This is a genomic window from Methylobacterium oryzae (assembly GCF_036441375.1).
In the GTDB taxonomy this organism is placed as follows: domain Bacteria; phylum Pseudomonadota; class Alphaproteobacteria; order Rhizobiales; family Beijerinckiaceae; genus Methylobacterium; species Methylobacterium oryzae_A.
This window is the reverse complement of record NZ_MLCA01000010.1, coordinates 576,864-591,643: the sequence shown is the minus strand read 5'-3', so window position 1 is coordinate 591,643 and position 14,780 is coordinate 576,864. Positions and strand designations below refer to the sequence as shown.

At 72.1% G+C, this 14,780-nt stretch carries 5 protein-coding genes and 1 pseudogene; 3 read left to right on the top strand and 3 right to left on the bottom strand.

Annotation, left to right across the window (positions count from 1 at the left end; translation table 11 throughout):
* Positions 1-12: 12 nt before the first annotated feature.
* The 3 genes and pseudogenes from MOTC310_RS21175 to MOTC310_RS21165 all read left to right on the top strand — a co-directional run.
* Positions 13-624 (top strand): annotated as a pseudogene (locus tag MOTC310_RS21175) (UDP binding domain-containing protein); the annotation flags it as partial.
* A gap of 368 nt (positions 625-992) precedes the next feature.
* Positions 993-8,435, top strand: coding sequence for an SDR family NAD(P)-dependent oxidoreductase (locus tag MOTC310_RS21170; RefSeq protein ID WP_331303189.1), 7,443 nt, complete (start codon positions 993-995; stop codon positions 8,433-8,435).
* Positions 8,432-9,799, top strand: a complete 1,368-nt coding sequence (locus MOTC310_RS21165) for an aminotransferase class I/II-fold pyridoxal phosphate-dependent enzyme (RefSeq protein WP_331291029.1) — start codon at positions 8,432-8,434, stop codon at positions 9,797-9,799. Before MOTC310_RS21170 ends, MOTC310_RS21165 begins: the two co-directional genes overlap by 4 nt.
* Before the next feature lie 219 nt (positions 9,800-10,018).
* On the opposite strand, the gene MOTC310_RS21160 is transcribed toward MOTC310_RS21165, so the two are convergent.
* The 3 genes from MOTC310_RS21160 to MOTC310_RS21150 form a co-directional block, all read right to left on the bottom strand.
* A complete protein-coding gene (locus tag MOTC310_RS21160) occupies positions 10,019-11,203 on the bottom strand; it encodes a polysaccharide biosynthesis/export family protein (protein WP_331303188.1) in 1,185 nt (394 codons plus the stop codon).
* 192 nt (positions 11,204-11,395) lie between these two features.
* A complete protein-coding gene (locus tag MOTC310_RS21155; RefSeq protein WP_331303187.1) occupies positions 11,396-12,886 on the bottom strand; it encodes an LTA synthase family protein in 1,491 nt (496 codons plus the stop codon).
* 217 nt (positions 12,887-13,103) lie between these two features.
* Positions 13,104-14,423 carry a capsular polysaccharide export protein, LipB/KpsS family gene (locus MOTC310_RS21150; protein WP_419539941.1) on the bottom strand — a complete coding sequence of 440 codons (1,320 nt, stop codon included), beginning with the start codon at positions 14,421-14,423 and terminating at the stop codon, positions 13,104-13,106.
* Positions 14,424-14,780: the final 357 nt, after the last annotated feature.

Here is a 14,780-nt window from a genome sequence, read left to right as displayed (position 1 = left end):
GCAAGGTGATCAGACAACCGGATCGGGTCGAAGTTCCTGCATGCCGGGCCGGGCTACGGCGGCTCGTGCTTCCCCAAGGACACGCTGGCGCTGGTCAAGACCGCCCAGGATGCCGGCACGCCGCTGCGGCTGGTCGAGACGGTGGTGGCGGTCAACGACCAGCGGAAGCGCGCCATGGCGCGCAAGGTGATCAGGGCCTGCGGCGGCTCGGTGCGGGGCAGGACGGTGGCGCTGCTCGGGCTGACCTTCAAGCCGAACACCGACGACATGCGCGACGCGCCCTCGCTGGCGATCGTGGCCGGCCTGCAGGACGCCGGCGCCGTGGTCCGCGCCTACGATCCGGAGGGCATGGAGCAGGCGCGAGCGCTGATGCCGGATGTGGATTACGCCGAGAATGCCTATGCCTGCGCCGAGGGTGCCGACGCCGTGGTGATCGTCACCGAATGGAACGCCTTCCGGGCGCTCGACCTCGACCGGCTGCGTCAGACCATGTCGTCCGGTGACGCAGCCCCGGTGCTGATTGACCTGCGCAACATCTACGACCCCGTGAGCGCCGCGCGCCACGGTTTCACCTATTGCGGGGTCGGACGAACCAAGGAGAGCGTCGCCCGGATCGGGTCTTGATCATCGCCGTGCCGGCCGACGGTCCCGGATTCCTGTGCGGGACCGGCGCCGGATCGCGAAGATTTCTTCCGGAATCGGCCCGGGTGCCGCTAGACGGGCCGCGGCCGCGGAGGCGCAACTGTGGCTTTCTCGTGATCGAGCCCGCGTCTCGACAGCCGGTCCTGCGATTCAAACTTGGCGTTTTGGCCGCAGGAATTGGATAAGCTTCTGATGAATACATGTCACAGCCTCTGGCAATTTTGCCACGCAGGGATGACCTCGCGTTGGGGCTGGTTGGACACCGCAATGGTGCCACAGTAAGGGGTGAGAGGGTACTCACTCGTCGAGAGCCGAGCCGACTTCCGATAACGAGCGTGTGCGAACCGAACGTGACACAACGTACAGACATTGCGATCGTCGGACGCGCATGCCGACTGCCCGGAGCCCCCAGCGTCGATGGGCTGTGGTCCCTCCTCTCCGAAGGGCGCTGCGCCGTCAGCAAGGTGCCGGCCGACCGGTTCTCCCTGGAGCGGTTCGCCCACCCGCGCGCCCATGAGCGCGGCAAGAGCTACACCTGGGCGGCGGGTGTCATCGACGACGTCTGGTCGTTCGACCCGTCGGTCTTCGGCATCTCCCCGCGCGAGGCCGAGCAGATGGATCCGCAGCAGCGGATGCTGCTGGAGCTGACCTGGGAAGCCCTCGAGGATGCGGGGCTGCGCCCGTCGAGCGTGGCCGGCAGCAATATCGGCGTGTTCGTCGGTGCCTCGTCCCTCGACTACGGAAACCTGCGCATCCTCGACGCGCCGTCGGGCGACGCCTACGCGGCCACCGGCAACACGCTCTCGATCATCTCGAACCGCATCTCCTACATCTTCGACCTGAAGGGCCCCAGCTTCACGGTCGACACGGCCTGTTCGTCCTCGCTGGTCGCCTTCGACAACGCCGTGCAGGCGATCCGGTCGGGCCGCGTCGACACCGCCGTCGTCGCCGGCGTGAACGTGCTGGCGAGCCCGTTCAACTTCATCTGTTTCTCGACCGCGCAGATGCTCTCGCGCACCGGCCTGTGCCAGGCGTTCTCCAAGAACGCCGACGGCTACGTGCGCTCGGAGGGCGGCGTGGTGTTCGTGCTGCAATCGGCCGAGGCCGCGCGGCGCAACGGCGCCACCGTGCGCGCCGTGGTCGCCGCCTCCGGCATCAACTCCGACGGCCGGACCACCGGCATCTCCCTCCCCTCGGGCTACGCCCAGGGCGCCCTGCTGGAGAAGGTCTACCGCGAGGCCGAGATCCGGCTCGACGACCTCGCCTTCATGGAGGCGCACGGCACCGGCACGCCGGTGGGCGACCCGATCGAGGCCTCGGCCATCGGCTCGAAGCTCGGCCGTGGCCGTCAGGCGCCGCTGCCGATCGGCTCGATCAAGACCAATATCGGCCACACCGAGCCGGTCTCCGGACTCGCCGGCCTGATGAAGGCGACGCTGGCGCTGGAGCACGACCTCGTGCCGCCGTCGCTGCACGCGGCCGAGCTCAACCCCGAGATTCCCTTCGGCGAGCTCAACCTGGAAGTCGTGCGCGCGCCGCTGAAGATCGGCCGCGGTGCCCGCGAGCGCTTCGCCGGCGTCAACTCCTTCGGCTTCGGCGGCACCAACGCCCACGTCGTCATCACCGACGCCCCCGCCTGGGCGAAGCCCGCCGCCGCGACCGCGGAGCCCCGGGCCCAGGTGCTGCTGCTCTCGGCCCAGAGCCGGGCCGCGCTGAACGAGCTCGCCCTCGACTACGCCGAGCGCCTCGAGGCCGCCCCCGAGCAGGTCGCGACCGTGGCGGCCGCGGTGGCGCATCGCCGCGAGCGCATGCCCGCCCGCCTCGCGGTGGCACTGGACGGCAAGGCCGACGTCGCCGCCGCGCTCCGCGCCGTCGGCGAGGGTGAGGACACGCAGGACGCCTTCACGGGCACCGCGGTCGACCGCGTCGCCGAGGTGGCCTTCATCTATTCGGGCAATGGCAGCCAGTGGGCCGGGATGGGCCGCGAGGCCTACGAGGAGAACGCGGTCTTCCGCGCGACCTTCGACCGGATCGACACCCTGTTCCAGGCCTATTCGGACTGGTCGCTGAAGGAGGCGCTCTACGCCGACGATCTGGACGGGCGCCTCGCGCTGACCAGCGTCTCGCAGCCGCTGATCTTCGCCATCGAGAGCGCCTCCACGGCCGCCCTCAAGGCCAAGGGCCTGATCCCGTCCTACGTCCTCGGCCACAGCGTGGGTGAGATCGCGGCCGCCGAGGCCGCCGGGATCCTGACTCTGGAGGACGCGGTCCGGGTCATCTACTACCGCAGCCATCACCAGGAAACCACGCACGGTCAGGGCACCATGGCGGTGCTGCTGATGCCGGCCGAGGAGGTCGAGACCTTCCTCAAGGATTACCCGACCCTCGACATCGCCGCCTACAACAGCCCCAAGGCCGTCACGGTCGCCGGGCCGGTGGCCGATATCGACGCCGCCATCAAGGCCCTGTCGCGCAAGCGCCGACGCGGCCGCAAGCTCGACCTCGCCTACGCCTTCCACGGAAGGCTGATGGACCCGACCGAGAAGCCGCTCCTGCGCGACCTCGCGGGCCTGAAGTCGCGCACCGGCACCACCGCGATGGTCTCCACCGTCAGCGGCTCGGTGCTCGACGGCTCCCATTTCGGCGCCGGCTACTGGTGGCGCAACATCCGTGAGCCGGTGCGCTTCTGCGAGGCCGTGCAGGACGCCACGCGCCGCGGCGCCCGCGTCTTCGTCGAGGTCGGCCCGCGCGCGACCCTCATGTCCCACGTCGGCGACGCGGTCGAGCCGCTGGGCATCGAGACCGCCACGGTCGGCGTGATGCACCGCAAGGCGTCGGGTGGCGACCCGATCGCCAAGGCGGTCAGCGCTGCCCTCGTCCAGGGCGCGCAGGTCGACGAGGCCGTGCTGTTCGGCGACGCGCCGAAGGGCGACGTGCGCCTGCCCTCCTACCCGTGGCAGCGCCGCCCGTTCCGCCTCGCCGACACCACCGAGGGCGTCGGCGCGATGAGCCCCCGCCCCTATCACCCGCTGATCGGGTCGCGCACGACCTTCGACGGGCTGGAATGGAACGGCTTCGTCGATCCGGTGACCGTGCCCGAGCTCGAGGATCACAAGGTCGACGGCCAAGTGATCATGCCGGGCGCCGGCTTCGTCGAGATGGCGCTGGCCTGTGTCCGCGAGGCGCTGCGCGACGACGAGGTCGTCCTGGCCGATTTCGAGATCGTGGCGCCGATGGTGTTCGCCGAGGACGCGCTGCGCGAGGTCGCGGTGCGCCTGTCGGGCTCCGGCAACGGCATCCAGGTGCTGAGCCGGCCGCGCCTGACGCAGACCCCCTGGCAGCTCCACGCCCAGGCCAAGATCGTCGAGGGCACCTTCTCGGCCCCGAAGGCGCCGGATCTCGACGGCTTCAGCTTCGAGACCGCCGGCGACCACGTGCTCTCCGGCGACGCGCTCTACGCCAAGGCCCTCGCCTCCGGGCTCGGCTTCGGCCCGAGCTTCCAGCAGGTGGCGTTGAGCGCCCGGCTCGACGACGCGACCATCGTGTCCGACTTGCTGCCGGCCGAGCCCGACACCCGCTACGGCCTCGTGCCGAACCGCCTGGACGCCTGCTTCCACGGGCTGATCCTGCTCTTCGCCGACCTGCTCGGCGAGAACGGCGGCAAGGCCTACATTCCGGTGCGCTTCGGCGAGGTTCGGCTGCTGCGCCCCGGCGCGGTGATCGCCCGCTCGATCATCCGCACCCGCCGCTGCAACGAGCGCTCGATCCTGGCGGACTTCACGCTCCTTGATCCCGAGGGCGCGGTCATTGCCACGATCCGCGAGGGCCGGTTCCAGGCCCTGCGCGCCAAGAGCGGCGGCGACCTCTCGGCCTTCGCGATCTCGCAGGTGCCGGAACTCGCCACGGAGCCGACCGCGATCCCGATGGAGCGCCGCCCGAGCGTGGCCGCGCGGCTGCGCCCGCTGGCCGCCGAGGCGAAGGGGCCGGCCGACGCCGCCCTGTCGCCGGGCCACCTCCTGCTGGAGGGCTGGGCGACCTCGCTCGCCTACCGGCTCGCCTCCGGGCTGGCGCAGGGCGAGACCGTGTCGGTCACCGACAGCCGCGTGCCCGAGGCCCTGCGCCCCTGGCTGCTCAACGCCCTCTACGCCCTGGAGAGCAGCGGCCTCGCCGAGCGCGCGGGCCAGAACTGGACGCTCGGTGACGGCTCCGCGCTCCCGGCGCCCGACGAGATCATGCGCTGGATCGCCGGCGACCATCCGGATCTCTCGGCCGAGCTGGTGCTGATCGCCGATGTCGGCGCCCTGGTCGACCGGCTGCTCGCCGGCACGCTGACCGATGCGCCGGCCCTGCCGCAGGGGGCGATCGACGCCTTCGTGCTGCGCTCGGCCACCGCGCGCCACGGCGCCGACGTGGTCGCCGGTCTGATCGAGCGGAGCCGCGCCCAGCTCCCGAAGGAGCGGGCGCTGCGGGTCCTGCAGGTCGGCTTCGGCCCGCTCTCGGCCCAGACCACGACGTTCGCGGCCGCCGCCGAGGCTCGGCTCACCGTGTTCGAGACCGACCGCCGCCTCGCCGAGCGCGCCCGCCTGTCGCTCGGCCGCGCCGCCGCCGTGGTCGAGACCGCCGAGGAGCTCGCTCCCGGCAGCTTCGACCTGATCCTGGCGTCCGGCAGCCTGCACCGCGGCGACCGTGCCCTGCCGGGCCAGCTCGCCGGGGCGCTCGCCACCGGCGGACTGCTGGTTGCCGTTGAGCCGGGGGCGTCGCTGTTCCGCGACCTCGTCTTCGGCCTGACGACCGGCTGGTTCGAGGAGGCCGCGGGCGGCATGCCCGTGGGCCGGCTCGAGGATATCGAGGGCTGGCAGCGCATCCTGAGCGCCCATGGCCTGGTCAAGGTCGAGGTCGAGCGGGCGGCCTCCGCCAACGGCGACGACCTGCTGCTGACCGCCGAGGCGCCGGTGCGCCCGGGTCCTGCCCCGGCGCAGAGCTTCGCCTTCATCATCGGTTCGGACGACGAGTTCGCGGCCGAGACCGCCTCGTCCCTGGCGACCCTGCTGGTCGCGGGCGGCGTGCACGTCTCGATCATCCTCGACTCCGAGACCTCGCTGATGGAGCTGGAGAAGGAGACCCCCGACACGGTGGTGTTCCTGGCCGGCGCCTTCACCCGCGGCGGCGAGGCGGCCGAGCGGCTGCGCGACCGCTGCCTCAGCCTGAAGCGCTGCACCGAGCATCTCGGAGCCCGCCAGACCCGCCTCTGGGTCGTGGCGCCCGGCGCCACCCGCGACCGCGGCGGCCAGACCACCAACATCGAGGCCGGCGTGTGGGCCTTCTCCCGCACGCTCGCCAACGAGGCCCCGAACCTCGACGTCCGGCGCATCGACCTCTCCCCCGAGATGTCGTCGAAGCGCGCCTCCGAGCGCCTGCGCGACCTCATCCTCTCCGGCACCCCGGAGACCGAGATCGTGCTGGACGACGAGCGGACCCAGGTCGTGCGCTTCCACGCCGGCCGGCCGCAGCACCGGGATCCGGCCGACGCCGTCCCGGCCGAGGCCGCGCGGCTCGAGCGCAGCAACACCGGCGGCCTCAGCGAGATGGTCTGGGGCCCGGCCGAGCGCCGCACCCCCGGCAAGGGCGAGATGGAGATCGCGGTCGAGGCCACCGGCCTCAACTTCCGCGACGTTCTCTGGGCGCTCTCGATGCTCCCCGAGGAGATCCTGGAGGACGGCTTCGCCGGTCCCCGCCTCGGCCTTGAGTGTGCCGGCCGCGTCACGGCCGTCGGCCCGGGCGTGAAGGGCTTCAAGGTCGGAGACCCGGTCGTCGCCTTCGCCCAGTCGGGCTTCGCGACCCACATCGTGGTGCCGGATCTCGTCGTCGCGCCGATGCCGCAGGGCCTCGACCCGATGGCGGCCGCCACCGTGCCGGTGGCCTTCCTCACCGCCTATTACGGCCTCGTCTCCTGCGCCCGGATGCGGCGCGGCGAGTGGGTGCTGGTCCATGGCGGCGCGGGCGGCGTCGGCCTGGCCGCCCTGCAGATCGCGAAGCTCAAGGGTGCGCGCGTCATCGCCACCGCCGGCTCCCGCGAGAAGCGGGCCCTCGTGAAGGCGCTGGGTGCCGAGCACGTGCTCGACTCCCGCTCGCTGGCCTTCGTGGACGAGGTCCGGGCGATCACCGGCGACGGCGTCGATATCGTGCTGAACAGCCTGTTCGGCGAGGCGATGGAGCGCTCGCTCAACGCGCTCCGGCCGTTCGGCCGCTTCGTCGAGCTGGGCAAGCGCGACTACGTTGCCAACACCCATATCGGCCTGCGCCCGTTCCGGCGGAACCTCAGCTACTTCGGCGTCGACCTCGATCAGGTGATCCAGCACCAGGGCGACGACGGCGCGCGGATGTTCCGCGAGGTGATGGCCCTGTTCAACGACGGCGGCCTGAAGCCCCTGCCGTACCAGCCCTTCACCGCGGCCGAGACCTCGGACGCGTTCCGGCTGATGCAGCAGTCGGGTCACATCGGGAAGATCGTGATCAGCCCGCCCAAGGCCGGCACGATCATGAAGGACACGAGCCGTCCGTTCACGGTCTCGGCCGAGGGCGTCCACCTGTTGACCGGCGGCCTCGGCGGCTTCGGCCTGGAGGCGGCGCGCTGGCTGATCGACCGGGGTGCCAAGCACCTCGTGCTCGCCGGCCGCAAGGGCGCGGCCACCGACGAGGCCAAGGCGATCGTGGCGGAGCTCACCGCGCGGGGCGTGACCGTCGAGGCCAAGGCCGTCGACATCACGAGCCGCGCCTCGGTGGACCGGCTGCTCGCCGAGATCGAGCAGAAGGGCAAGAAGCTCGCGGGCGTGCTCCACGCCGCGGCGGTGCTGCAGGACGGCCTGATCTCCAACATCGACGCCGCGGCGCTCGACGCGGTGATCGGCCCGAAGGTGATCGGCGCCCAGCACCTGGACGCCGCGACCCGCGACCGGAGCCTGGACTACTTCGTCCTGTTCTCCTCGGCGACGACCTTCATCGGCAATCCGGGCCAGGGCTCCTACGTGGCCGCCAACGGCTTCATGGAAGGCCTGGCGCGGCAGCGCCGCCGCCGCGGCCTGCCCGCGCTGGCGGTGGCCTGGGGCGCCATCGGCGATGTCGGCATGCTCGCGCGCAACAAGGCGGTCATGGAAGGCCTCGCCGGCCGCGTCGGCGTCACGCCGATGGAGGCCCGCCGCTGCCTCGACCTGATGGCCGAGGCGCTGGGCAGCCAGGGCGCGTCCCCGGACGAAGCCGTCATCGCGATCGCGGCGATGCACTGGGGCAAGGCGCGCGAGCGTCTCGCCACCATGCGCTCGCCGAGCTACGCCGAACTCGGCTCCGACCAGCAGGCCGAGGCTGGCGGCGTCCAGGCGATCAACATCGCCGCGCTCCTCAAGGGCGGCGACCTCGACGCGGTCCGCAAGACCGTGTCGGACGCGATCGTCGAGGACATCGCCCGCATCCTGCGCCTGCCGAAGGACGACATCAGCCGCGTGCGCCAGCTCTCGGAGATCGGCCTCGACTCGCTGATGGGCGTCGAACTCGGCGCCAGCCTGCAGGAGCGCTTCGCCCTCGACGCGCCGCCCGCCGGACTTTCGTCGGGCATGACCGTCAATGAGTTGTCGGAGTCCTTAATTCAGGCGGTTTCCGCGCCCATGGACGAGACGGCCGGCGTCGCGATGAGCCTCGTCTCGAAGCATGTCGGCGGTGAGGTCGATGCGCAGATCCTCGCGCCTCTCAAGGAACTCATCGAGCAGACGTCCAGCGAGATCAAAGAGACCAACTCATGACCGACACGGCACGGCCGGACGGTGGGCGCGCGGCGCTCGCCGGCTTCGTGACCAACCGGCTCGGGCGCGCGACGCCGCGCCCGGCCCCCGTCAAGACGGCCTCTCCCGCCGGCAAGTCGGCGGCGCAGAACTTCGAGAACCTGCCGGGCTACCGCGAGCTGAAGCTCCAGCGTCAGGCGGCCGATCTGATCGGCCTGGGCAACCCGTTCTTCCGCGTCCACGACGCCAAGGCCGGGGCCACGACGCGGATCGACCAGAAGAGCTTCACCAACTTCTCGTCCTACGATTACCTCGGGCTGAACGGCCACCCGCGGGTGAGCAACGCCGCCCGCGAGGCGATCGAGGCCTACGGCACCTCCGCGTCGGCGAGCCGCGTGGTGGCGGGCGAGCGGCCCGGGCATATCAGCCTCGAGCAGGCGCTGGCCAAGCACTACCAGTCCGAGGGCTGTATCGTGATGGTGAGTGGCCACGCCACCAACGTCACGACGATCGGCGCCCTGCTGGAAGCCGGCGACGTGATCTTCCACGACGCGCTGTCCCACAACAGCATCGTCACCGGCGCGCAGCTGTCGGGCGCCCAGCGCCGCTCCTTCGCGCATAACGACCTCGACGCGCTGGAGACCCTGCTCCAGACCACCCGCCACGAGCACCGCCGCGCGCTGATCGTGGTCGAGGGCCTGTACAGCATGGACGGCGACGCGCCGGATCTCGCCGGACTGGTCGCGCTCAAGAAGCGCTACGACGCGTGGCTGATGGTCGACGAGGCCCACGGGCTCGGCGTCACCGGCCGCACCGGTGCCGGCCTGTTCGAGCATTGCGGTGTCGACCCGCGCGAGGTCGACATCTGGATGGGGACGCTGTCGAAGACGCTCTCGACCTGCGGCGGCTATATCTGCGGCCCGATCGCGCTGATCGAGTACCTGAAGCACACGGCCGGCGGCTTCGTGTACAGCGTCGGCATGTCGCCGCCGCTGGCCGCCGCCGCCGAGGCGGCGCTGGCCGTGATGCACGCCGAGCCGGAGCGGGTCGAGCGCCTGCGCCAGAACGGCACCCTGTTCCTGGCCACCGCCAAGAAGCTCGGCCTTGACACCGGCTTCAGCCTCGGCCTCGCGGTCGTGCCGATCATCGTCGGCGATTCGCTCAAGGCCGTGACCCTGTCGGACCGGCTGTTCCGCCGGGGCATCAACGTGCAGCCGATCATCCACCCGGCGGTGCCGGAGCGGGCCTCGCGCCTGCGCTTCTTCCTCACCTCCGAGCACACGCCCGACCAGATCCGCGACACCGTGAACGCGGTGGCCGAGGAGCTGGCGGCCATCGACAAGGGCGGCTCGCTGATCGAGCAGCTGCTGGCCAAGCGGGTCTGAGCCCGGCCGAGGCCGGGCGCCCCGGTACCCCGAGAGCGTTACGAAGCCGAAGGGGGCGCGGATCACATCCGCGCCCCCTTCGGCATTCAGGCGGCAGGCCTTCGCGGCGTCTGTCGGACGCGCGCGTCACCAGGATCGACGCGACCGGAACCGGAACGGCGCGATCTTCGCACCCGCCTCGCGGTGGGGCGGGCGCCGCCGTCGCGAAGCGTAGGGCGCCTACTTCGTGTAGAAGTAGGCGGTCGACAGCGACGAAACCGGACCCGTAACGCCGCTGAAGGCGGTGAGCACCTTCTGGACCTCGGTGAAGGGCGCGTTCGATACGTAGATCAGGTCGCGGTTGCGCATGCGGAACGCCTGGGACACGAACAGGCTGTTCGGGTCGCGCATGTCGATCCGGTAGACCACCGGCACCAGGGGCGTGCCCAGGAGCTTCGAGCCCGGGGCGAGCCGCCGCACCACGCTGGCCGGCTCGAAGCGGAAGATGAACGTGCCGGCCGGGTCGGCGGCGAAGTCCGACAGGCCGCGCGCCTTGGCCAGCGCCTGCGCCAGCGTGATGCCGTCGGCCTGGAACGGCAGCTCGGTGCTGTTGCCGAGCGCGCCCACCGCGATGAAGGTCTGCGGGTCGCGCACCAGCGTGAGCACGTCGTTGGGCCGCAGGTAGATGTTCTCCTTAGGGTTCGACACCACCGTGGTCAGCGGCACGGTCGCGGTCACCGGCCCGCGTGAGAGCCGCACGAAGGTCTCGTTGACCGGGGCGCGGTTGCCGCCGGCGGCGGCGATGACGTCGAGGATGCGGTCGCCGTGACCCGAGAGCGGCAGGCGGGCGCCGGCCGCGCCCTCGCCGGTGACGGTCACGGCCTGGGAGATCGGGCGGGTGACCGAGACCAGCACCTGGGGCTGGATGGCCTTGCCGGCGAGTTCGTTCTCGATGAGCGCCTGGACGTCCTGGGTGCGGCGGCCGGCGACCTTGATGCGGCCGGCATAGGGCACCGAGATGGCGCCGTCGCGCCCGACCGGCTGCTCGGGGATGAGGGCGGACTTGGAGCCGGCGGAGAAGCGGTCGGCGACGAGTGGCCCGGAGAACAGGCCGCCGGATCCGGCCTCCCAGACGGAGACCGAGACCATGTCGCCGATGCCGATGACCGGCTCGGAGGAGGGACGGTGATCGCCGAAGGAGGCGAGCAGGCTGTCGAGCGGCCGGCCGCGCAGGGCCTCGACCACGGAGGGGGTGACGTCGATGATCTCGTAGCGGGCAAGAATCCCGCCGTCGGCCGTGGCGACCTCAGCCCCGGCCTGGATCGCGCTCGCCGTCGGACCTGCCGCGGGCAGGTACGTGCAACCGCCGGCAGATCCAGCCGCCAGGGCGGCCATCAGGGCGGTGCACGCCGTCTTACGCAGCATCAAAAGACTTCTCCTCGCCGAGCCCGCGCCATCGCTGGCCCGGGCCGGGACACCCAGTTTGACCGCCAAACGCTGCGATCGCTTTAACGGCCGCGGCGGACCGGCGGCCGCCCCGCGGACGGTCGCGCTATCCGGGGCCAATGCGTCACCAGCGTGGCACCGCCACGCTTATGGCACGCAAGCTTAACCTTATCATGTCCCGGCGGCGATGTCCGCCGGGCCGGTCGCGAGCGTCCCGCGCAGCGCCCGACCGAGCTCGTCGGCGGCGATGTCGGCGCGGCGCGGGGACTCCTGCGGGCGGCCGAAGCGGAACAGGGCGTACTCGGTGGTCCGCCCGCCGAAGCCCGGCTTGCAGCTTGGAAGCGACGGTGCGTGGTCGCCGAACACGCACAGCGTGATGGTCTGGCCGCGCTCGCGGGCGACGGCGTCCAGGCCCGCGACGAGATCCTCGACCATCCGCCCGGTATGGGCGACGTGGTGGAGATACTGCGCCTGCGGGTCGTCGATGCCCGGCAGCCGCCCGGGCTTCCAGGGGCCGTGGTTCTCCATGGTCACGCAGAACAGGAACAGCGGCGCGCGCCGGGCCCGGACCTCCGCCAGGAGGCGCGCTCCGAGGGCGACGTCCCCGACATAGGGGCCGACGCGCGGCGCCTCCGCGAAGGCCTCCCCCATCACGAGATCGGCGAAGCCGAAGGCCTCCATCACCCGCGCACGGCGGAAGAAGTCGCGGTGGAACGGGTGCAGGAACAGGGTCCCGTAGCCCCGTCCCCCGGCGAGGCGGGCGAGGCTCGTCGGCTCGTCGCCGCTGCGGGACGTGTAGGGGTCGTAGCGGCCGAAGCCGAGGCTTTCGGACGGTCGGCCGGTGAGCACCGCGTGCTCGCTGCGCATCGTGTAGGCCCCGTGCGCCGGGACCCGCAGGCGTCCGTACTGCGCGGCCCGGGCGCGGAAAAGGTCCATCGCCGGCAGCTTCGCGCCGCCGAGCCGCTCCGGATCGACGAAGGATTCGAGCTGGATCACCACGACGACGTCGTCGCCCGGCCCGTCCGGGAGCGCCGGCGCCGCGGGCACCGGCACGCCGCCCGCCATCGCGCGGGCGGTGTAGCCCAGCAGGCTCGCCGGCAGGCCGACCCGGGTCACGTCGGCCTCCAGGTCGGGCTCGGGGAACCAGCGGGCGATCAGCCGGGCGAGCGGCGGGCGCGGGACGGCCTTGACCAGCAGCCACAGCGCGAGCGGGAGGCCGAGCATCGCCAGCACCCGCGGCAGGGTCGCTGCGGGCAGCACGCTCGGCTCGATCCAGTACCACAGGGCGGTGACCGCCAGGGTGAGCAGGACCGGCACGGCGATGCGCGGGTCCCACAGGGGCGGGATGTAGTAGAGCTGCGGGTGCCGCGGCACCTGGGGCAGCAGGGCGAAATCGCTGAACAGGAGCGGCTCGCCGATCACCGAGCGCTTGGCGCGGCTGACGACGATCAGGATCGCCACGGTGATCACGCAGGTCAGCCCGGCGAGCCAGGGCCGCCAGGAGAACTCGAACCAGAACAGCAGGATCAGCAGGTAGCCGAGCAGCCGGAGGCCGAGATCCCGGGGCGCGAGGCTCGCCCGGGTGATCGAGTCGCCCGCGAACACCTCCAGGGCGAGGCACGCGGCGAGCGCGAGACCGGTGGCGATGAGGAACGTCGTCAAGATACGGGCACTCGGCGTGGGGCGGGCCTGCTCGCCGCCGGGATCCGATCCGGCGGGAAACAGCGCGCGGGAGCAAGGGCTTGCGAGCCGTTCCTGATGCGGAATGATCGGAAACGGTCTCCGGGGGGCAGCTGCGGGCGGACTCTAGCAGCGCGCGCTATCACTTTGGTGTCACATCAGGGTCTCGTGGAACCGGATTCGTCCCGCGGAGCGTGGCCTAGCGCGGTCCGCCGCCGGCCTCGCGGCCGACGCCGCGCCGGCTGCGCAGGGCCCGCACCACGGGATTGAGGAGGCCGTAGCGGGCGCGCATCACGAGGTGAGCGGTCCGGCCGAGGGAGAGGGCGTTGCGCGGCGCCGCCGCCCGGGCCGCGCTGAGGCGGTCGAGGAGCTGCTCCGGGGTGCACGGCTTCATCACCACCGGGTCGAGATAGCGCGCGTAGAGGATCATGGCGCCGGCCACCAGCTCGTCGAGGCTCAGCCGGCGGCCCCGGTCGGCGCCCGGCGCGAGATCCTCCGACAGGCCCCAGCCCGAGTAGAACGGCCGACCGTGGGTCGCCACGGTGAGGCCGCGGATCAGGGCCTCGAACCCGGCGAGCGACGTCATGGTCTCCACGTGGTGCACCCGGTCGAGGAGATCGACGATGCTGATGCCGCCCACGATCCGGTCGGCCAGGGTCAGGGCCTCCGCTTCCGGGATGATGCCGGGCCGGAACCCGGCCTCCACGTCCGGATGCGGCTTGTAGAGCAGGAACGCGTCCGGGTTGCGCCGCCGCGCCGCCTCCAGCAGCGCCCGGTTCGAGCGGACCAGCGGCGAGCCGTGGCGCACCGAGGCGTCGTCCTCCACCTGACCGGGCACGAGCACGATCCGCCGGCCCGCCGGCCAGTCGAGCGCGGCGGCGTCGAGGCCGACATTGTACTTGCTGAGCCGGCGCGCCACGACCTCCTCGCGCAGGCGTCGCGCCCGGGCGACGAGGTCCGGGGTGAAGTCGGCCTCGGCGAGCAGCCGCTGCAGGCGGCTCTCGCGCCGCGGGTCGTAGTAGATGCCGAGGTCGTCCACCACGATGGAGGCACCCGGCTGCAGGCTGGCGCCGAGCCCCACCGAGCGCAGGAATCCGTCCTCCACGCGGGCGAGCGGCAATCCTGCCCGCGCGCAGGCCTCCTCGAGTTGGCCTGGGGCCCGCGTCGCCCAGGCGAGGAGGCGGCCGTCGTGGCGCTGCCCAGCCGCAATCGCGGCCTCGGTGGTCATGGTGTGGATCGGCCGGCCGGCGGGCCCCGCGCCGAGGACGTCGAGGGCGGGCCGCTTCCAGCGCGACATGCCGACATAGATGACCCGCCGGTCGTTCTCGGCGAAGCGGGCGGCGAGCCACGCCACCCGCTCGGCGCAGGCCGCGCGGTCGATCGGCGCCCGGCTCCAGGGGTCGAAGTAGTGGACGCCGCCCTCCCCGCCGAGGGGGGCGCCGTCGAGGGTGAGCCGCAGGGACGCGAAGCCGGCCTCCGGCGCGTCGTAGGGGCTCAGGACCGGCCCGGGCGCGACCACGAGCCGGCGCCGCCCCGCCAGCGCGAGCAGGCGCCCGGCGAGGCTGCAGCGCGAGCAGGCGCCCGGCGAGGCTGCCCGCGCCCCAGGCCGCGCCGATGGCGCCCGGGCGCACCGGGCCGAAGGCGAGGCCCGTCGCGCCCTCGATCTCCGCCCGCAGGCGGCGGATCGTGCGGCCGGTCGCGTAGAGCGACGGGGTCGGGTCAGCGGGCATGGTCGGTGCGTCCGGCTCCGGTCGGGCGAGGGGCGGACCCTGCCTGTAGCGCATTTTCGCCGGCGTGGGATGGTGGTGCAACGCGGGGACAACCTGAGCGCGCGTCGCCGTCGCCACGTCCTGGAAAGGATTTGGACATATCGTCG

What these genes read in the sequence shown, in the direction of transcription:
- MOTC310_RS21160 (WP_331303188.1), bottom strand. Translation starts at nt 11,203, where the DNA reads ATGCTGCGTAAGACGGCGTGCACCGCCCTGATGGCCGCCCTGGCGGCT.
- MOTC310_RS21165 (WP_331291029.1), top strand. Translation starts at nt 8,432, where the DNA reads ATGACCGACACGGCACGGCCGGACGGTGGGCGCGCGGCGCTCGCCGGC.